Below are 18550 nucleotides of genomic sequence, written 5' to 3'. Positions count from 1 at the left end.
CTTAGGTAGGGACCGGGGTAGCTTGTGAGAGTTTTAGATCAATCTGTTATATGTGGTTGTCGGGGACTGGGACCGCTGTGCGGTCCTTTCGCGGCACGAGGCCGCTCCTACAGGAGATCGCGGTCGCCTGTGTAGGAGCGGCCTTGCCGAGGTGTCGGACCGGCCGGAAAGGGGCGCACAGCGCCCCCAGCAATCCCGCTATTTACCGCGAATCAACCGGCGCAACGCGAACCTGTTCGGGTGGCAGGCCTCGGCCACGGCTCGGGGCACCGGCAATGGTTCACCACTGACCCACGCCGCAATCAGCTCCCCGGACAGCGGTGCAGTAATCAATCCCCGCGACCCATGCCCACTGTTCACATACAGCCCCTCCAGCCACTGACAGGCCACATCGGGCACCTGTCGCGCATCCTTGGCCAACATGGCGTAGGCCTGGTTGAACGCCTCGACATCGGCCAGCGGCCCGATGATGGGCAGGTAGTCCGGGCTGGTGCAACGGAACGCTGCCCGACCCTGTAGTTGCGCCGGATCCAGCTCGGCGGTGCGCAGGCGGGTGGCCAGGTCTGCGGAAATATCATCCAGTAGCGCCAGGTTGCCCTGGTGCTCGGCCACGGTCGGCGCCAGGTCCTCGCTGTGGAAGTCGAAGCTGGCGCCCAGGGTGTGCTCATCGCCGCGAGGTGGCGCGACGTAGCCGTCGGCGCAGACCACCGTGCGTAGTTCCTGGCTGGCCACGGTGGCCGGCAGGCGGGTGATCTGCCCGCGAATGCGCTTGAGCGGCAACCCGGCGCAAGCCGGGAAGTCACGGACATCGGCAGCCCCGGCCAGCACCACCAGCGGCGCACTGGCCAGCAGGCGCTCGCCGTCCCAGGCCTGCCACAGACCGTCGGCCTTGCGCAGCGCGATGACGTTGGCATGGCCGAGCAGGCGGATGCGCGGATGGTCCAGCTGCGCCTGGCACAGCGCCGGCGGGTGCACCCAGCCACCCTCGGGGTAGAACAGGCCGCCGCTGGCCAGCGCCACGCCTGCCACGGCTTCGGCCTGTTCGCGGTCGAGCTGGCGCAGCAGGCTGTTGTCGAAGGCGGTCGCCAGCTTGGCCTGGCGTTCGCCTTCCTTGTTGTCGAAGGCCAGTTGCAGCACACCGCAGGCATCCCAGTCCTGGCCACGTTGCAGGTGCTCGAGCCAGCGACGGGTGTAACCGAAGCCGGAAAGGATCATCTGCGACAGGGCGGTGCCATGGGCGGACAGTTTGAGATACAGCACGCCCTGGGGATTGCCCGAGGCCTCCTGGGCCGGCCCGTCGTGACGCTCCAGCACGCTGACCTGCCAACCCCGGGCCGCCAGGCTGCGCGCCGTGGCGCTGCCCGCCAGGCCGGCACCGATCACCAGCGCCTCGCGTGGCCCCGGCAAGGGCGCCGGGCGTGCGTACCAGGGCGCCGCGGGGGCGGCTGGCGCGCCGCTGTAGACGCCATGCATCACCTCCCACTTCTTGCCGATACCGGGCACCTTCTTCATGGTGAAGCCGGCCTCGATCAGCGAGCGGCGGACCCAGCCGGTGGTGGTGAAGGTGCCGAGGGTGGTGCCGGGGTGCGATAGCCGCGCCAACTGGGCGAACAGCTCCGGCGTCCACATGTCGGGGTTCTTCGCCGGGGCGAAGCCGTCGAGAAACCAGGCGTCGATGCACGCGTCCAGTTGCGGCAGTTGCGCCAGCGCATCGCCGATCATCAGCGTGAGGGTGACGCGGCCGTCATCGAGGCTCAGTTGCTGGAAACCCGGATGGATCGCCACGTACTGATCGAGCAGGGGCCGGGTGAAGGCCGCCAGCGCCGGCCACAGTTGCATGGCGCGCTCCAGGTCGTCGCGGCTCAGGGGGTACTTTTCCACGCTGACGAAGTGCAGGCGCGCCTCGGCGTGGGCCAGCTCGGCGAACAGCTGCCAGGCGCAGAAGAAATTCATGCCGGTGCCAAAGCCCGTTTCCCCGATCACCAGGCAGTCCCGCGGCGCCAGCTCGGCGAAGCGCTGGCGCAGGTGGTTCTGCTCGATGAACACGTGCAGGGTCTCGTCGATGCCTTCGTTGACGGCGAAATAGACATCGTCGTATTGCCGGGAGTGGGGGCGGCCCTGGTCGTCCCAGTCGATCTGGGCGTGCAGGGGGAGGGTGGTGTCGGACATGGTCGGCTCGGTTGCAGCGGATGACGGATTTTAAGCGATCCGAGCGGCGAGTGCCGGTCTTATCGCAAGGCGCGACAGGATCGATACGGATGGCGCAAATCCGCTAATCTTGCTTATCCATTGAAGGAGCCCTCCATGTTCGAATCCGCCGAAATCGGTCACAGCATCGACAAGGACACCTACGAAGCAGAAGTCCCCGCCCTGCGCGAGGCGCTGCTCGAAGCCCAGTACGAACTCAAGCAGCAGGCGCGCTTCCCGGTGATCGTGCTGATCAACGGCATCGAGGGCGCCGGCAAGGGCGAGACGGTCAAGCTGCTCAACGAGTGGATGGACCCGCGACTGATCGAAGTGCGCACCTTCGACCAGCAGACCGACGAGGAACTGGCCCGGCCACCGGCCTGGCGCTACTGGCGGGCGTTGCCGCCGAAAGGGCGGATGGGCGTGTTTTTCGGCAACTGGTACAGCCAGATGCTCGAAGGCCGCGTGCACGGCCAGTTCAAGGATGCCGTGCTCGACCAGGCCATCGCCGGCGCCGAGCGCCTGGAGCAGATGCTCTGCGACGAAGGCGCGCTGATCATCAAGTTCTGGTTCCACCTGTCCAAGAAGCAGATGAAGGCGCGACTCAAGGCGCTCAAGGAAGATCCGCTGCACAACTGGCGCATCAGCCCGCTGGACTGGCAGCAGTCGGAAACCTACGACCGTTTCGTGCGTTTCGGCGAGCGTGTGCTGCGCCGCACCAGCCGCGACTACGCGCCCTGGCATGTGATCGAGGGCGTCGACCCGCACTACCGCAGCCTGGCAGTCGGGCGCATCCTGCTGGAGGGCCTGCAGGCCGCCCTGGCCAACAACCCCAAGGGCAAGCATCAGGGTAACGTCACGCCGCTGGGGCGCAGCATCGACCAGAAGAGCCTGCTCGGCGCCCTGGACATGACCCTGCGCCTGGACAAGCACGACTACCAGGAACAGCTGGTCACCGAACAGGCGCGCCTGGCCGGTCTGCTGCGCGACAAGCGCATGCGCCGCCACGCCCTGGTGGCGGTGTTCGAAGGCAACGACGCGGCCGGCAAGGGCGGGGCGATCCGCCGCGTGGCGGCGGCGCTGGATCCGCGCCAGTACCGCATTGTGCCAATCGCCGCGCCCACCGAGGAAGAGCGTGCCCAGCCATACCTGTGGCGGTTCTGGCGACACATTCCGGCGCGGGGCAAGTTCACCATCTTCGACCGCTCCTGGTATGGCCGGGTGCTGGTGGAGCGGGTCGAGGGCTTCTGCAGCCCGGCGGACTGGATGCGCGCCTATGGCGAGATCAATGACTTCGAGGAGCAGTTGAGCAACGCCGGGGTGGTGGTGGTCAAGTTCTGGCTGGCCATCGACCAGCAGACCCAGCTGGAGCGCTTCGAGGAGCGTGAGCAGATCCCGTTCAAGCGCTACAAGATCACCGAGGAGGACTGGCGCAACCGCGACAAGTGGGACGTCTATTCCGAGGCGGTGGGCGACATGGTCGACCGCACCAGCACCGAGATCGCGCCGTGGACCCTGGTGGAGGCCAACGACAAGCGCTGGGCGCGGGTGAAGGTGCTGCGCACGATCAACCAGGCACTGGAGGCGGCGTTCGCCAAGGACAAGAAGTAAGCGAGTTCGTGGGAGCGGGCTTGCCCCGCGATAGGGCCGAGCCTGCAATCGCGGGGCAAGCCCGCTCCTACGAAAGCCCGCCCACGCATTAAGCATGCATCCAGGGAATGACCTGATGAAATCTTTTCCCGCCACACGTTCCCCGCCAAGCCCGTAGACTGCACCTTCCCCCACCAAGGCTCGACTCGAGGACACCATGCACATTTCTTCCGGACGCTGGGTCCAGGGCCTTCTGCTGGCGCTGTTGACCGCGTTGCTCTGGGGCATCCTGCCGATCAAGCTCAAGCAGGTGCTGCAGGTGATGGACCCGGTAACCGTCACCTGGTACCGCCTGAGCGTTTCCGGCGGCCTGTTGTTCGCCTGGCTGGCGGCCAATCGGCGGCTGCCGTCGTTCAGTCGTCTTGGAATGAAGGGCAAGGGCCTGGTGGCCGTCGCGGTGGCCGGCCTGGTCGGCAACTATGTGCTGTACCTGGTCGGCCTCAACCTGCTCAGCCCCGGCACCGCGCAACTGGTCGTGCAGCTGGGGCCGGTGCTGTTGCTGGTGGCCAGCGTGTTCGTGTTCAAGGAGCGTTTCAGCCTGGGGCAGGGCCTGGGCCTGCTGGTGCTGCTGGCGGGATTCGGGCTGTTCTTCAACCAGCGCCTGGAAGAGCTGCTCACATCACTTGGCACCTACACCACCGGCGTGCTGACCATTATCCTGGCGACCAGCATCTGGGTGTTCTATGCCTTGAGCCAGAAGCAACTGCTGACGGTGTGGAACTCGCAGCAGGTGATGATGGTGATCTACCTGTGCTGCGCACTGCTGCTCACGCCCTGGGTGCATCCGCTGGAGGTGTTGCAGCTCAGCCCGTTGCAGGGCTGGTTGCTGCTGGCCTGCTGCCTGAACACGCTGGTGGCCTATGGCGCGTTCGCCGAGGCGCTGGCACATTGGGAGGCCTCGCGGGTCAGCGCGACCCTGGCACTGACGCCGCTGGTGACGTTCGTCGCGGTGGCGCTGGCGGCCTGGCTGTGGCCGGATTACGTGCATGCCGAGCAGATCAATGGCCTGGGCTATGTCGGGGCGGTGACGGTGGTGCTGGGGTCGGCATTGGTGGCGTTGGGGCCGTCGCTGATCGCGGGGTGGAGAGCGAAGAGCCAGGCTCAATAACCCTCGCGGTACCTGTAGGAGCGGCCTTGTGCCGCGAAAGGGCTGCGCAGCAGCCCCGGCGATCTTTGTATTAAATGCCGAATCCTGGGGCTGCTGCGCAGCCCTTTCGCGGCACAAGGCCGCTCCTACAGGTGATGAGTCAGCCTTTCCCGCCAGGCGCCAGCATGTTCTCCGGCCTTACCCACTGGTCGAACTGCTCATTGGTCAGGTACTTCAGCTCCAGCGCCGCTTCGCGCAGGGTCTTGCCCTCGCTGTAGGCCTTCTTGGCGATTTCCGCCGCCTTGTCATAGCCGATGTGCGGGTTCAGCGCCGTCACCAGCATCAGCCCGCGCTCCAGGTGCGCGGCCATCTGCCCGGCATCCGGCTCGATGCCGGCCACGCAGTGCTGCTGGAAGTTGCGACAGCCATCGGCCAGCAGCTCGATCGACTGCAGCAGGTTGTGGATGATCACCGGCTTGAACACGTTCAGCTGCAGATGGCCCTGGCTTGCGGCAAAGCCGATCGCCGCGTCGTTGCCCAGCACCTGGCAGGCCAGCATCGACAGTGCCTCGCACTGGGTCGGGTTGACCTTGCCGGGCATGATCGAGCTGCCCGGCTCGTTGGCCGGCAGGCGCACCTCGGCAAGCCCCGCGCGCGGGCCGGAGCCCAGCAGGCGCAGGTCGTTGGCGATCTTCATCAGGGCCACGGCCAGGGTCTTCAGCGCGCCGGCCAGGCTGGTCAGCGGCTCGTGTCCGGCGAGGGCGGCGAACTTGTTCGGCGCGGTGACGAACGGCAGGCCGGACAGCGCCGCCAGCTCCGCGGCTATGGCTTCGGCGAAACCGTGCGGGGCGTTGAGGCCGGTACCCACGGCGGTGCCGCCCTGGGCCAGCTCGCAGACCGCCGGCAGCGTCGCGCGGATGGCGCGCTGGGCGTAGTCGAGCTGGGCGACGAAGGCCGAGACCTCCTGGCCGAAGGTGATCGGCGTCGCGTCCATCATGTGCGTGCGCCCGGTCTTGACCAGGTGCGTGTGGCGCGCCGACAGTTCGGCCAGCCCCCCCGACAGCTCGGTGATCGCCGGCAGCAGTCGTTCATGCACGGCCTGGACGGCGGCGATGTGCATGGCGGTGGGGAAGCAGTCGTTGGAGCTCTGTGAGCGGTTGACGTGATCGTTGGGGTGCACCGGCAGCTTGCCGCCGCGACCCTTGCCGGCCAGTTCGTTGGCGCGTCCGGCGATCACCTCGTTGACGTTCATGTTGCTCTGGGTGCCGCTGCCGGTCTGCCACACCACCAGCGGGAACTGCTCGTCGTGGTCGCCGGCAAGCACTTCGTCGGCGGCCTGCTCGATCAGCCGGGCGATGTCGGCGGGCAGGTCGCCGTTGCGGTCGTTGACCCGGGCAGCGGCTTTCTTGACCAGCGCCAGGGCGTGCAGCACCGCCAGCGGCATGCGCTCCTTGCCGATGGCGAAGTTGATCAGCGAACGCTGGGTCTGCGCACCCCAGTAGGCGTCCTCTGGAACTTCGACCGGGCCCAGGCTGTCTGTCTCGATACGGCTCATGCTGCGCTCACTCCTTTGTAGTCAGAAATCGCAGTTTAGGCCCTGATTCGACACAGCGGTTCAGTCGCTCGTCGTGCCACTTGAGCACTTCGCCATCACGGCGCAGAATGCTCTACCCTGAGGTACTCGCCTCCCTTTCTTGAAGGAAATGCAATGACCCGTCTTCGTGTCCTCTTTGCCGCCGTTGCCCTGGCCTGCGCCAGCGGCCAGGTACTCGCCGCCACCGCGAGCCACAATGCCGCCGCCGAGAAATTCCTGACCCTGGCCAATGCCGACAAGCTGGGCACCCCGGTGTACATGCAGGTCCAGCAGATGTTCGCCCAGCGTTTCGAACAGACCAAGGCGCCGGCTGCCAAGAAAACCGTGCTCGACAGCTATCAGGCCAAGGCCAACGCCGCCCTGGACAACGCCATCGGCTGGAAGAAGCTCAAGCCGAAGATGGTCGACCTGTACACCGCGACCTTCACCGAGGCCGAGCTGAACGACCTGGTCAAGTTCTACGAGTCGCCGCTGGGCAAGAAAGTCCTGCGCGAGATGCCCAAGGTCACCCAGCAGTCGGCCCAGCTGACCCAGCAGAGCCTGGAACCGGCGGTGCCGGTGGTCAACAAGCTGCTCGACGACATGACCAAGGAACTCGACCCGAGCGCCGGCAAGGCAGCCGCTCCGGCGAAGAAGTGAGCCTGACGCGATGAACATGCAGCAACGCATCGAACAGCAGCTGGCGCCGCTGGGCACCGACCACCTCGAAGTGCGCAACGAAAGCCACATGCACAGCCGTGGCCAGGAAACGCACTACAAGGCGGTGCTGGTCAGCGAGCAGTTCGCCGGGCTGAATAGCGTCAAGCGCCACCAGAAGGTCTACGCCACCATGGGTGAGCTGATGGGCGAGATCCACGCCCTGGCGATCCACACCTACACGCCCGAGGAATGGGCGGCAGTCGGCGCGGCGCCAGCCTCGCCGGTGTGCGCCGGCGGCGGGCACTGAATCCTTTCCGTCGTTCTGGTACAATCTCGCAAAATCCGGGGGCTGCTTTGCAGCCCTTTCGCGGCACAAGGCCGCTCCTACAGGAGTATGCAGTTCCCTGTAGGAGCGGCCTTGTGCCGCGAAAGGGGCGCAAAGCGCCCCCATGCTTTTTATGTCAAACCCGGTCCGCCCCTTACGAGGGCAACCACCAGGAGTTTCAGATTCATGACCCAACCGATCGTCGTGGCGGCGCTGTACAAGTTCGTCACCCTGGAAGACTACGTCGAACTGCGCGAGCCGCTGCTCAAGGCCATGGCCGACAACGGCGTCAAAGGCACCCTGCTGCTGGCTAACGAAGGCATCAACGGCACGGTCTCGGCCACCCGTGAAGGCATCGACGCGCTGCTGGCCTGGCTGCGCAGCGACCCACGCCTGGTGGATGTCGACCACAAAGAGTCGTATTGCGACGAGCAGCCGTTCTACCGTACCAAGGTCAAGCTCAAGAAAGAGATCGTCACCCTCGGCGTGCCGGGCGTGGACCCGAACAAGGCGGTCGGCACCTACGTCGATCCGAAAGACTGGAACGCCTTGATCAGCGACCCGGAAGTGCTGCTGATCGACACCCGCAACGACTACGAAGTGGCCATCGGCACCTTCAAGGGCGCCATCGACCCGAAGACCGAGACCTTCCGCGAGTTTCCCGACTACATCAAGGCCAACTTCGACCCGAGCAAGCACAAGAAGGTCGCCATGTTCTGCACCGGTGGCATCCGCTGCGAGAAGGCCTCCAGCTACATGCTCGGTGAGGGCTATGAAGCCGTCTATCATCTTAAGGGCGGCATCCTGAAATACTTCGAGGAAGTAGCCCAGGAAGAAAGCCTCTGGGACGGCGACTGCTTCGTCTTCGACAACCGGGTCACCGTGCGTCACGACCTGAGCGAGGGCGAGTACGACCAGTGCCATGCCTGCCGCCACCCGATCGACGTGAAGGACCGGGAGTCGGAACACTATTCGCCAGGCGTGAGCTGCCCGCATTGCTGGGACAGCCTGAGCGAGAAGACCCGGCGCAGCGCCATCGACCGCCAGAAGCAGATCGAACTGGCCAAGGCGCGCAACCAGCCACACCCGATCGGCTACAACTACAAAGCCGAGGCCTGATGCATGTCCGCACGCCTGCTCTATGTGATGGACCCGATGTGTTCCTGGTGCTGGGGTTTCGCCCCGGTGGCCGAGGCGCTGATCGCCCAGGCGCGTGAGGCGGGTGTCGTCACCCGCCTGGTGCCCGGTGGCCTGCGCAGCGGCGGCAGCGCCCTGGATGCCTCGACCCGCAAGTACATCCTCGAGCACTGGCAGGCGGTGCATGACGCCACCGGGCAGCCGTTCCGCTTCGACGGCGCGATGCCCGACGGCTTTGTTTACGACACCGAGCCTGCGTGCCGCGCATTGGTCGCGGCGCGTGAGCTGGACGACAAGCGGGCCTGGACGCTGCTCAAGCTGATCCAGCGCTCGTTCTACGAGCAGGGGCTGGATGTCACCCGCGCCCCGCAGCTGGTGGAGCTGGCCGAACAGGCCGGTTTCGACCGCGAGTCGTTCTCGCAGTGCTTCACCAATGCCGATACCCGCGCCGCCACCAGCGCCGACTTCGGCTGGGTACAGGACCTGGGCATTGCCGGTTTCCCCACGCTGCTGGCCGAGCGCAATGGTCAGCTGGCCCTGCTGACCAACGGCTACCAGTCGCTGGACAGCCTGCAGTCGCTGCTCGGCCGCTGGCTGCAGCAGGCCGCCTGTGCTTGACCTGCCAGGGTCGCCAGACCCTGTGCCAGGGAAGTCCCCCGCTGTGCCTGATCGCCTGAGCTGGGCGGAAATCCGCCGCCTGGCCCTGCACCACAAGAAGGCTTTGTGGACTGCCAACCTGGTAGCCGTGCTCGCCGCCCTGTGCAGTGTGCCGATCCCGTTGCTGCTGCCGCTGCTGGTGGACGAAGTGCTGCTGGGCCATGGTGACGCCGCGCTTAAGTGGATGAACAACTTCCTGCCCGCTGGCTGGCAGGTGGCCGCGGGCTATATCGGCCTGATGCTCTGCGCCACCTTGGGCCTGCGCCTGGCGGCGCTGGCGTTCAACGTGGTCCAGGCCAAGCTGTTCGCCGGCCTGGCCAAGGACATCGTCTACCGCCTGCGTATCCGCCTGATCGAGCGGCTCAAGCGCATTTCGCTCAAGGAATATGAAAGCCTGGGCAGCGGTACGGTGACCACCCACCTGGTCACCGACCTGGACACCCTCGACAAGTTCGTCGGCGAAACCCTGAGCCGCTTCCTGGTGGCGGTGCTGACGCTGACCGGCACCGCCGCCATCCTGATCTGGATGCACTGGCAGCTGGCGCTGCTGATCCTGCTGTTCAACCCGCTGGTGATCTTCTTCACCGTGCAGTTGGGCAAGCGCGTCAAGCACCTGAAGAAACTCGAGAACGACAGCACCGCGCGCTTCACCCAGGCGCTGACCGAGACCCTCGATGCGATCCAGGAAATCCGTGCCGGCAACCGCCAGGGCTATTTCCTCGGTCGCCTTGGCCTGCGTGCCCGCGAGGTGCGCGACTACGCGGTGGCCTCGCAGTGGAAGAGCGATGCCAGTGGCCGGGCCAGTGGCCTGTTGTTCCAGTTCGGCATCGACATCTTCCGTGCCGCGGCGATGCTCACCGTGTTGTTCTCCGACTTGTCGATCGGCCAGATGCTGGCGGTGTTCAGCTACCTGTGGTTCATGATCGGCCCGGTGGAGCAGTTGCTGAACCTGCAATATGCCTACTACGCCGCCGGAGGCGCGCTGAGCCGCTTGAACGAGCTGCTGGCGCGGGCCGACGAGCCGCAGTACCCCGCGGGCAGCGACCCGTTCGCCGGGCGCGAGACGGTCGGCATCGAGGTGCGCGACCTGCGCTTCGCCTACGCCGACGAGCCGGTGCTGGATCAGCTGAACCTGTCCATCGCCCCGGGCGAGAAGGTTGCCATCGTCGGCGCCAGCGGCGGTGGCAAGAGCACCCTGGTGCAACTGCTGCTGGGTTTGTACAGCGCCCAGGCCGGGACCATCCGCTTCGGCGGCTCCAGCCTGCAGGAGATCGGCCTGGAGACCCTGCGCGAGAACGTCGCGGTGGTGCTGCAGCATCCGTCGCTGTTCAACGACAGCGTGCGCGCCAACCTGACCATGGGCCGCGATTGCAGCGACGATGCCTGCTGGCAGGCGCTGCGCATCGCCCAGTTGGACGGCACCATCGCCGCGCTGCCCCAGGGCCTGGACAGCATCGTCGGGCGCTCCGGCGTGCGCCTGTCCGGCGGCCAGCGCCAGCGCCTGGCGATCGCCCGCATGGTGCTGGCCGAGCCCAAGGTGGTCATCCTCGACGAGGCCACCTCGGCGCTGGACGCCGCCACCGAGTACAACCTGCACCTGGCCCTGGCGCGCTTCCTCAGCGGCCGCACCACGCTGATCATCGCCCACCGCCTGTCGGCGGTGAAGCAGGCCGACCGCGTGCTGGTGTTCGACGGCGGCCATGTGGCCGAGGACGGCGGCCACCAGCAATTGATCGCCGAGGGCGGCCTGTACGCCAAGCTTTACGGTCACCTGCAGCAGACCTGAGCCACCTACGTCCATGTAGGAGCGGCCTCGTGCCGCGAAAGGGCCGCAGAGCGGCCCCCGGCGATCTTGTGGGGCTGCTGCGCAGCCCTTTCGCGGCACAAGGCCGCTCCTACAGGTGCTGCGCCCCTTTCCCCGTCATCAAAAACCACGCCACAGGCATGGCAAATGGCCTACGCTGTGCTTGTCTAGGTCGATTCGTGCCTTATCTGCCGCCATGACAGGGATTACATGAAGGGAAATCGGACTCTCGAAGCGCCAAGGCTGCTGGGTATCATCTGGCCCTTCGTCGCCGTTGTGGTTTTCCAGGTACTGCTGGGCAGTCTGAGCCTTTATGCATTGTCCGCCGTGCGCGCCTACGTGGCGGGCGAGAGCCTGTGGTCCAAGGCACAGAAGGACGCCATCTATTACCTCAACCTCTACGCCGACGACCGCGATCCGCTGACCTATGCCCGCTACCGCCGGGCGATCCTGGTACCCCAGGGCGATCACAACCTGCGCCTGGCCCTGGACCGACCTGAACCGGACCTGGAAGCAGCGCGCCAGGGTGTGCTGCAGGGTGGCAACCATCCCGAGGACGTCGCCCGGATCATCTGGTTCTATCGCAATTTCCGGCATATCAGCTATATGGAAACCGCCATCGATTACTGGGACATCGGTGACGATTACCTGCGTCAGCTCGACGTGCTGGCCCAGCAGATGCGCGAAGGCTTCGCCGGCGGCGTGATCGACCCGCACCAGGTGGCCAACTGGAAGGCGCGCATCGTCGCCATCAATGACGGCGTGACCCCCGCCGCCAAGGCCTTCAGCGATGCCCTGGGCGAAGGCTCGCGGATGCTGCTCAAGGTGCTGATGCTGACCAACCTGGCCACCGCGCTGTTCCTGATCGCCATGGCCTGGCGGCGTTCAAGCAAGCTGCTGGCCCAGCGCCAGGCGTTCGCCAGCGCGCTGCAGGAGGAGAAGGAGCGGGCGCAGATCACCCTGGAGTCGATCGGCGATGCGGTGATCACCGCCGATGTCGATGGTTGCATCAGCTACATGAACCCGGCCGCCGAGCAGTTGACCCACTGGCAGGCGGTCCAGGCCCAGGGCCTGCCGCTGGCGGCGCTGTTCAGTCTGTTGGACGAGAATGCCGAGGGCGACAGCCTGACGCTGGTCGAGCAGGTGCTCAGCGGCAGCCTCAAGGGCGGCGCCGAGCATGCCCGGCTGATCCAGCGCCTGGACGGCAGTACGGTGTCGGTCAACCTGGTGGGCTCGCCCATTCTTACAGAGGGGCAGGTCAGTGGCATCGTGGTGGTGCTGCACGACATGACCCAGGAGCGCCAGTACATCGCCAACCTGTCCTGGCAGGCCACTCACGACGCCCTGACCGGGCTGGCCAACCGCCGCGAGTTCGAATACCGCCTGGAGCAGGCGCTCAACGGCCTGGCCCGCCAGGCCGGGCGCCATTCGCTGATGTTCCTCGACCTCGACCAGTTCAAGCTGGTCAACGATACCTGCGGCCATGCCGCCGGCGACGAGCTGCTGCGGCATATCTGCGCGGTACTGCAGTCGGGCCTGCGCGAGGGTGACACCCTGGCGCGCCTGGGCGGCGACGAGTTCGGCGTGCTCCTGGAGAACTGCCCGCCGGAGCAGGCCGAGCGGATTGCCGAGCAGTTACGCCAGGCCGTGCAGAGCCTGCATTTCGTGTGGAAGGGGCGCCCCTTCGTGACCACGGTCAGCCTCGGCCTGGTGCACATCGCCCAGGTGCCCAGCACCCTGGAGGCGTCGTTGCGTGCGGCGGACATGGCCTGCTACATGGCCAAGGAGAAGGGCCGCAACCGGGTCCAGGTGTATCACGCCGACGACAGCGAATTGTCCATGCGCTTTGGCGAGATGGCCTGGATCCAGCGATTGCACGTGGCGCTGGAGGAAAACCGCTTCTGCCTCTACGCCCAGGAGATCGCCCCCCTGCACCCCCACGAGAGCCCCGGGCATATCGAGATTCTCCTGCGCCTGCACGACGAAAGCGGGCGCACCATCCTGCCCGACAGTTTCATCCCCGCAGCGGAGCGCTATGGCCTGATGACCGCGCTCGACCGTTGGGTGGTGCGCAGCGTGTTCCAGGTAATCCGCCAGTGCCTGGACGAAGGTCGGGAGGGGCCCTTGGCGATGTGCGCCATCAATTTATCGGGCTCGAGCATCGGCGACGACAAGTTCCTCGAGTACCTGCAACGGCTGTTCAGCGAGTTCGACATCCCGCCACGGCTGATCTGTTTTGAAATTACCGAAACCAGCGCCATCGCCAATCTGGGCAGCGCGATCCGATTCATCAATGAATTGAAAGGACTGGGCTGCAGATTCTCCCTCGACGACTTCTGCGCCGGAATGTCGTCATTCGCCTATTTGAAGCATTTGCCTGTAGACTTCCTGAAGATCGACGGAAGTTTCGTCAAAGACATGCTCGATGACCCGATCAACCGGGCGATGGTCGAAGTGATTAATCACATCGGTCACGTCATGGGCAAGCGGACCATTGCCGAGTTCGTCGAGACGCCGCTGATCGAGCAGGCTTTGCAGGAGATCGGCGTGGACTACGCCCAGGGATACCTCATCGAACGCCCGCAGGTCTTCACCTGCGACAGCCTGCAGCGCCAACGGATTGCCGCGAGGCCCCTTCTGCACCGGGCGCCGGGGACCTTTCGCTGAACAACGCCCGGAAATCACAGGGAATCAAGGAGCTGACAGTGATCGACGCGTTCGTAAGGATCGGACCATTGATGGATCCGGCCAGTTATCCGCAGTGGGCCCAACAACTGATAGAGGATTGCCGCGAAAGCAAGCGCCGGGTGGTGGAGCATGAGTTCTACCAGCGACTGCGCGATGGCCAGCTCAAGCAGTCGACCATCCGCCAGTACCTGATCGGCGGCTGGCCGGTGGTCGAGCAGTTCTCCCTCTACATGGCCCACAACCTGACCAAGACCCGCTACGCCCGACACCCCGGCGAAGACATGGCGCGTCGCTGGCTGATGCGCAACATCCGGGTCGAGCTCAACCATGCCGACTACTGGGTGCACTGGTGCCAGGCGCACGGCGTCCATCTGCATGAGCTGCAGTCCCAGGAGGTGCCGCCAGAGCTCAATGGCCTCAACGACTGGTGCTGGCGGGTGTGCGCCACGGAGTCGCTGGCCATCGCCATGGCGGCCACCAATTACGCCATCGAAGGTGCCACCGGCGAGTGGTCGGCGGTGGTCTGCGCCGAGGACACCTACGCCCAGGGTTTCCCCGAGGACACCCGCAAGCGCGCGATGAAGTGGCTGAAGATGCATGCGCAGTACGATGACGCGCACCCGTGGGAGGCGCTGGAGATCATCTGCACCCTGGCAGGCGAGAGCCCGACGCTGGGGCTGCGTACCGAGCTGCGTCGGGCGATCTGCAAGAGCTACGACTGCATGTTCCTGTTCCTGGAGCGTTGCATGCAGCTCGAAGGGCGTCAGCAGGGGCGTCTGCGCCCGGCATTGGCGGCGGGCTGAGGATAGTCGTTGGATTTGCAGGCCTATTCGCCGGCAAACCGCACACTCAATGAACTTGCACGTTCGCTGTAGGAGCGGCCTTGTGCCGCGATAGGGCTGCACAGCAGCCCCAGCTTTACTGCATCAACGCTGAAATCCTGGGGCTGCTGCGCAGCCCTATCGCGGCACAAGGCCGCTCCTACAGTTGTCGTGCAGCATATGTGGGAGCGGCGGTTCGCCGATGCGACTTGCTCCGCGATGGGTTTTACTGCGCGTTCAGCGCCTGCCCGTTCACATCCTTGCTGTCCGGCCCCATCAGGTACAGGTACACCGGCATGATGTCCTCGGGCAGCGGGTTGTTCTGCGGATTCTCGCTCGGATAGGCCTGGGCGCGCATCGCCGTGCGCGTGGCGCCCGGGTTGATGCTGTTCGAGCGCACCGGCGCCACGCCTTCCAGCTCGTCGGCCAGGGTCTGCATCAGCCCCTCGGTGGCGAACTTCGACACGCCATAGGCGCCCCAGTAGGCCCGGCCCTTGCGCCCGACGCTGCTGGAGGTGAACACCACCGAGGCGTCCTCCGACAGTTTGAGCAGCGGCAGCAGGGTGCTGGTCAGCATGAAGGTGGCGTCGACGTTGATGTGCATCACGCGCATGAAGTTGTCGCCCGACAGCTGCTCCAGCGGCGTGCGCGGGCCGATGATCGAGGCGTTGTTGAGCAGGCCGTCGAGGCGACCGAACTGCTCCTCGATCATCACCGCCAGTTCGTCGTACTGGTGGGGCAGGGCGGTTTCCAGGTTGAACGGGATCACCACTGGTTGCGGATGGCCGGCGGCCTCGATCTGGTCGTAGACCTCGTTGAGGTTGGCCTCGGTCTTGCCCAGCAGCAGCACGGTGGCGCCCAGGCCGGCGTAGGCCTTGGCGGCGGCGGCGCCGATGCCGCGGCCGGCGCCGGTGACCAGGATGATTCGGCCCTTGAGCAGGTCGGGGCGGGCGGTGTAGTCGAACATAACGGGTTCCCTGTTGATGGCATAGCTCCGTGGGAGCGGGCTTGCCCCGCGATGGCGTCAGGGCGGACACCATCATTGCCTGGGCGGGCAGCCTCGCGGGGCAAGCCCGCTCCCACGGGCGTCTATGACTGTTGGTTCTTCAGCAGCCGCACAGCGCGCTGTCGATCACCTTGCGCAGTTCCAGCGGGTGGTCCACCACCACGTCGGCGCCCCAGTTGTTGGGGTTGTCCTCTGGATGAATATAGCCGTAGCGCACCGCCGCAGTGCGGGTGCCGGCGTCGCGGCCGGACTCGATGTCGCGCAGGTCGTCGCCGACGAACAGCACGCTGGCCGGGTCCAGGTCCAGGGTCTTGCACGCCAGGATCAGCGGCTCGGGATCGGGCTTGCTGTTCTTCACGTGGTCCGGGCAGATCAGCAGGGCCGAGCGCTCGGCCAGGCCCAGGCGCTGCATGATCGGCTCGGCGAAGCGCACCGGCTTGTTGGTGACCACGCCCCACAACAGGTTGCCTTTCTCGATGTCGGCCAGCAGCTCCGGCATGCCGTCGAACAGCTTGCTGTGCACCGCGCAGTCGCGCTGGTAGCGCTCGAGGAATTCCAGGCGCAGGGCCTCGAAGCCGTCGGCCTCGGGGTCCATGGCGAAGGTCGCGGCGACCATGGCGCGGGCGCCGCCGGAGATCACCTCGCGGATGCGCGCGTCGTCGATGGCCGGCAGGCCGCGGTCGGCGAGCATCGCCTGGCAGATGGCGATGAAGTCGGGCGCTGTGTCCAGCAGGGTGCCGTCCATGTCGAAGAGTACTGCTCGCAGGCGCATGCTCATTCCTCGCGCAGGGTCTGGATCATGTAGTTGACGTCGACGTCGTTGTTCAGCTTGTAGTGCTTGGTCAGCGGGTTGTAGGTCAGGCCGATGATGTCCTTGACCTCAAGGCCCGCGGCGCGGCTCCAGGCACCCAGCTCGGAGGGGCGGATGAACTTCTTGAAGTCATGGGTGCCGCGCGGCAGCATCTTGAGGATGTACTCGGCGCCGATGATCGCCAGCAGGTAGGCCTTGGGGTTGCGGTTGATGGTCGAGAAGAACACCTGGCCGCCCGGCTTGACCATGCGGTAGCAGGCGCGGATCACCGACGAAGGATCGGGCACATGCTCGAGCATCTCCAGGCAGGTGACCACGTCGAACTGTTCAGGCATCTCCTCGGCCAGGGCCTCGGCGGTGATCTGCCGGTATTCCACCGCCACGCCGGACTCCAGCTGGTGCAGCTGGGCCACCGCCAGCGGCGCCTCGCCCATGTCGATGCCGGTCACGGTGGCGCCGCGCTGGGCCATCGCCTCGCTGAGGATGCCGCCGCCGCAGCCGACGTCCAGCACCTTCTTGCCGGCGAGGGCGACGCGCTCGTCGATCCAGTTGACCCGCAGCGGGTTGATGTCGTGCAGTGGCTTGAACTCGCTCTCGCGGTCCCACCAGCGGTGGGCCAGGGCTTCGAACTTGGCGATTTCGGCGTGGTCGACGTTGCTCATCTGAACAGTCCTCTGAAGCTTCTATGAAAGTGTCACGGGGCGCCAGCCATGGCTGGCGCCCGGTTATTCGTTGCGCCCGCCGATGCGGGCTCCCCAGGCGCGGGCATTGGCGGCCAGGGCCTGCTCGTCCATTCGCGTCAGGCGGCGGTCCAGCACCAGGGCGTGGCCGGCGACCCAGACGTCCTTCACGCAATCGCGGCCGGTGGCGTAGATCAGTTGCGAGACCGGGTCGTGCACCGGCTGCTGCGCCAGCCCCGACAGGTCGAAGGCGACCAGGTCGGCGGCCTTGCCCACTTCCAGCGAGCCGGTCGTCGCCTCCAGACCCAGCGCCCGGGCGCCGTTGAGCGTGGCCATGCGCAGCGCCCGGTGGGCGTCCAGGGCGGTGGCCGAGCCGGCGACGGCCTTGGCCAGCAGCGCGGCGGTACGGGTTTCGCCGAGCAGGTCGAGGTCGTTGTTGCTGGCGGCGCCGTCGGTGCCCACCGCCACGTTCACTCCGGCCTGCCACAGGCGCTCCACCGGACAGAAGCCGCTGGCCAGCTTGAGGTTGGATTCGGGGCAGTGGACCACGCTGGTGTTGCTTTCTACCAGCAGGGCCAGATCCTCGTCGCTGACCTGGGTCATGTGCACCGCCTGCAGGTTTGGCCCCAGCAGGCCCAGGCGGGCGAGGCGGGCCAGCGGGCGCTCGCCGTTGTCCTTGAGCGCCTGCTCGACTTCGCCGGCGGTCTCGTGGATATGCATGTGCAGCGGTGCGTCGAGCTGGTCGGCGATCACCCGGATCTTCTCCAGGTTCGCATCGCTGACCGTGTACGGCGCGTGCGGGCCGAGGGCGACGGTGATGCGCGGGTGGTGCCGCAGGTCGCCGAACAGCTCGATGGCCAGGTGCAGGCCCTCGTCCGGGGTGCGCGCGCCGGGGATCGGGAAGTCCAGCAACGGCACGGCGATCTGCGCGCGGATGCCGCTCTGGTGCACGCGGTCGCAGGCCTCGCGGGGGAAGAAGTACATGTCGGCAAAGCAGGTGATGCCGCCCTTGAGCTGCTCGGCAATGGCAAGGTCGGTGCCGTCGCGCACGAAGGCTTCATCCACCCAGCGGCCCTCGGCCGGCCAGATGTGTTCCTGCAGCCAGGTCATCAGCGGCAGGTCGTCGGCCAGGCCGCGGAACAGGACCATGGCGGCGTGGCCGTGGGCGTTGACCAGTCCGGGCGTCAGCACGCAGTCGGGCAGCTCGCGTACCTCCCGGGCCATGGGCGCCCGCTCGCGGGGGCCGAGCCAGGCGATCCGGCCGTCCAGAACGCCCAGCGCATGGCCTTCGAGCACCACGCCGGCCGGCTCCACGGGGACCAGCCAGTCCGGCACAAGCAGCAGGTCGAGGAGGGGAGTGGCGGTGGGCATGCGCGGCATATACCTGGGTCGGTTCGGCTAAACGCGCAGTATACCCGAGCGTCCGCGGCTGAGGGTCGCTATAATCGCCGGCTTTTGATGCCA

15 protein-coding genes are annotated in these 18550 nt (G+C 66.2%); 9 read left to right on the top strand and 6 right to left on the bottom strand.

The window, feature by feature from the left end; genetic code table 11:
• Window positions 1-198 precede the first annotated feature (198 nt).
• Window positions 199-2169 (bottom strand): bifunctional tRNA (5-methylaminomethyl-2-thiouridine)(34)-methyltransferase MnmD/FAD-dependent 5-carboxymethylaminomethyl-2-thiouridine(34) oxidoreductase MnmC, encoded by a 1971-nt coding sequence (gene mnmC / locus NMG10_RS04045; protein WP_232856442.1) that lies wholly within the window; start codon window positions 2167-2169, stop codon window positions 199-201.
• A 135-nt stretch (window positions 2170-2304) separates the two neighbouring features.
• Here mnmC and pap point away from each other — a divergent pair, with 135 nt between their 5' ends.
• Together pap and NMG10_RS04035 are read left to right on the top strand one after the other, a co-directional pair.
• Window positions 2305-3798, top strand: a complete 1494-nt coding sequence (gene pap, locus NMG10_RS04040) for a polyphosphate:AMP phosphotransferase (RefSeq protein WP_232856441.1) — start codon at window positions 2305-2307, stop codon at window positions 3796-3798.
• Window positions 3799-3994: 196 nt separating this feature from the next.
• A complete protein-coding gene (locus tag NMG10_RS04035; RefSeq protein WP_203647639.1) occupies window positions 3995-4945 on the top strand; it encodes a DMT family transporter in 951 nt (316 codons plus the stop codon).
• A gap of 139 nt (window positions 4946-5084) precedes the next feature.
• On the opposite strand, the gene NMG10_RS04030 is transcribed toward NMG10_RS04035, so the two are convergent.
• Window positions 5085-6479 carry a class II fumarate hydratase gene (locus NMG10_RS04030; RefSeq protein WP_232856440.1) on the bottom strand — a complete coding sequence of 465 codons (1395 nt, stop codon included), beginning with the start codon at window positions 6477-6479 and terminating at the stop codon, window positions 5085-5087.
• A 153-nt stretch (window positions 6480-6632) separates the two neighbouring features.
• On the opposite strand from NMG10_RS04030, the gene NMG10_RS04025 reads away from it, so the two are divergent.
• The 7 genes from NMG10_RS04025 (at window position 6633) to NMG10_RS03995 (ending at window position 14571) form a co-directional block, all read left to right on the top strand.
• A complete protein-coding gene (locus tag NMG10_RS04025; protein WP_050704598.1) occupies window positions 6633-7157 on the top strand; it encodes a DUF2059 domain-containing protein in 525 nt (174 codons plus the stop codon).
• A gap of 10 nt (window positions 7158-7167) precedes the next feature.
• Window positions 7168-7464, top strand: a complete 297-nt coding sequence (locus NMG10_RS04020; RefSeq protein WP_203647638.1) for a BolA family transcriptional regulator — start codon at window positions 7168-7170, stop codon at window positions 7462-7464.
• A gap of 204 nt (window positions 7465-7668) precedes the next feature.
• Complete coding sequence (locus NMG10_RS04015; protein WP_110736504.1) at window positions 7669-8601, top strand: rhodanese-related sulfurtransferase; 933 nt, start codon at window positions 7669-7671, stop codon at window positions 8599-8601.
• A 3-nt stretch (window positions 8602-8604) separates the two neighbouring features.
• Complete coding sequence (locus NMG10_RS04010) at window positions 8605-9237, top strand: DsbA family protein (protein ID WP_254463857.1); 633 nt, start codon at window positions 8605-8607, stop codon at window positions 9235-9237.
• Window positions 9230-11062: an ABC transporter ATP-binding protein gene (locus tag NMG10_RS04005; RefSeq protein ID WP_232856437.1), complete on the top strand. Its 1833-nt coding sequence runs from the start codon at window positions 9230-9232 to the stop codon at window positions 11060-11062. Before NMG10_RS04010 ends, NMG10_RS04005 begins: the two co-directional genes overlap by 8 nt.
• A 228-nt stretch (window positions 11063-11290) precedes the next feature.
• Window positions 11291-13747: an EAL domain-containing protein gene (locus NMG10_RS04000; protein ID WP_203647636.1), complete on the top strand. Its 2457-nt coding sequence runs from the start codon at window positions 11291-11293 to the stop codon at window positions 13745-13747.
• Between the two features lie 38 nt (window positions 13748-13785).
• Window positions 13786-14571: a TenA family transcriptional regulator gene (locus tag NMG10_RS03995; RefSeq protein ID WP_203647635.1), complete on the top strand. Its 786-nt coding sequence runs from the start codon at window positions 13786-13788 to the stop codon at window positions 14569-14571.
• Window positions 14572-14815: 244 nt separating this feature from the next.
• Here NMG10_RS03995 and NMG10_RS03990 read toward each other — a convergent pair whose 3' ends face one another.
• The 4 genes from NMG10_RS03990 to NMG10_RS03975 form a co-directional block, all read right to left on the bottom strand.
• Window positions 14816-15556 carry a YciK family oxidoreductase gene (locus NMG10_RS03990; protein ID WP_203647634.1) on the bottom strand — a complete coding sequence of 247 codons (741 nt, stop codon included), beginning with the start codon at window positions 15554-15556 and terminating at the stop codon, window positions 14816-14818.
• 139 nt (window positions 15557-15695) lie between these two features.
• Window positions 15696-16367 (bottom strand): N-acetylmuramic acid 6-phosphate phosphatase MupP, encoded by a 672-nt coding sequence (gene mupP / locus NMG10_RS03985; RefSeq protein ID WP_102684341.1) that lies wholly within the window; start codon window positions 16365-16367, stop codon window positions 15696-15698.
• A 2-nt stretch (window positions 16368-16369) separates the two neighbouring features.
• Complete coding sequence (ubiG, locus tag NMG10_RS03980) at window positions 16370-17068, bottom strand: bifunctional 2-polyprenyl-6-hydroxyphenol methylase/3-demethylubiquinol 3-O-methyltransferase UbiG (protein WP_050704607.1); 699 nt, start codon at window positions 17066-17068, stop codon at window positions 16370-16372.
• A gap of 63 nt (window positions 17069-17131) precedes the next feature.
• Entirely contained in the window at window positions 17132-18457 is a 1326-nt protein-coding gene (locus NMG10_RS03975; protein WP_232856436.1) for a TRZ/ATZ family hydrolase, read from the bottom strand.
• Window positions 18458-18550 lie beyond the last annotated feature (93 nt).

The organism is Pseudomonas sp. DVZ6 (assembly GCF_024259445.1).
GTDB classification, from domain to species: domain Bacteria; phylum Pseudomonadota; class Gammaproteobacteria; order Pseudomonadales; family Pseudomonadaceae; genus Aquipseudomonas; species Aquipseudomonas peradeniyensis.
Note: the sequence above shows the minus strand (reverse complement) of the source record. Positions and strands in the feature narration are given on the sequence as shown.

Coding starts and splice junctions, on each gene's coding strand:
- NMG10_RS04020 (WP_203647638.1), top strand. CDS start 7,168: ATGAACATGCAGCAACGCATCGAACAGCAGCTGGCGCCGCTGGGCACC.
- NMG10_RS04010 (WP_254463857.1), top strand. CDS start 8,605: ATGTCCGCACGCCTGCTCTATGTGATGGACCCGATGTGTTCCTGGTGC.
- mupP (WP_102684341.1), bottom strand. CDS start 16,367: ATGCGCCTGCGAGCAGTACTCTTCGACATGGACGGCACCCTGCTGGAC.
- NMG10_RS04000 (WP_203647636.1), top strand. CDS start 11,291: ATGAAGGGAAATCGGACTCTCGAAGCGCCAAGGCTGCTGGGTATCATC.
- mnmC (WP_232856442.1), bottom strand. CDS start 2,169: ATGTCCGACACCACCCTCCCCCTGCACGCCCAGATCGACTGGGACGAC.
- pap (WP_232856441.1), top strand. CDS start 2,305: ATGTTCGAATCCGCCGAAATCGGTCACAGCATCGACAAGGACACCTAC.
- NMG10_RS03975 (WP_232856436.1), bottom strand. CDS start 18,457: ATGCCCACCGCCACTCCCCTCCTCGACCTGCTGCTTGTGCCGGACTGG.
- NMG10_RS03990 (WP_203647634.1), bottom strand. CDS start 15,556: ATGTTCGACTACACCGCCCGCCCCGACCTGCTCAAGGGCCGAATCATC.
- NMG10_RS04015 (WP_110736504.1), top strand. CDS start 7,669: ATGACCCAACCGATCGTCGTGGCGGCGCTGTACAAGTTCGTCACCCTG.
- NMG10_RS04025 (WP_050704598.1), top strand. CDS start 6,633: ATGACCCGTCTTCGTGTCCTCTTTGCCGCCGTTGCCCTGGCCTGCGCC.
- NMG10_RS04030 (WP_232856440.1), bottom strand. CDS start 6,479: ATGAGCCGTATCGAGACAGACAGCCTGGGCCCGGTCGAAGTTCCAGAG.
- ubiG (WP_050704607.1), bottom strand. CDS start 17,068: ATGAGCAACGTCGACCACGCCGAAATCGCCAAGTTCGAAGCCCTGGCC.
- NMG10_RS04035 (WP_203647639.1), top strand. CDS start 3,995: ATGCACATTTCTTCCGGACGCTGGGTCCAGGGCCTTCTGCTGGCGCTG.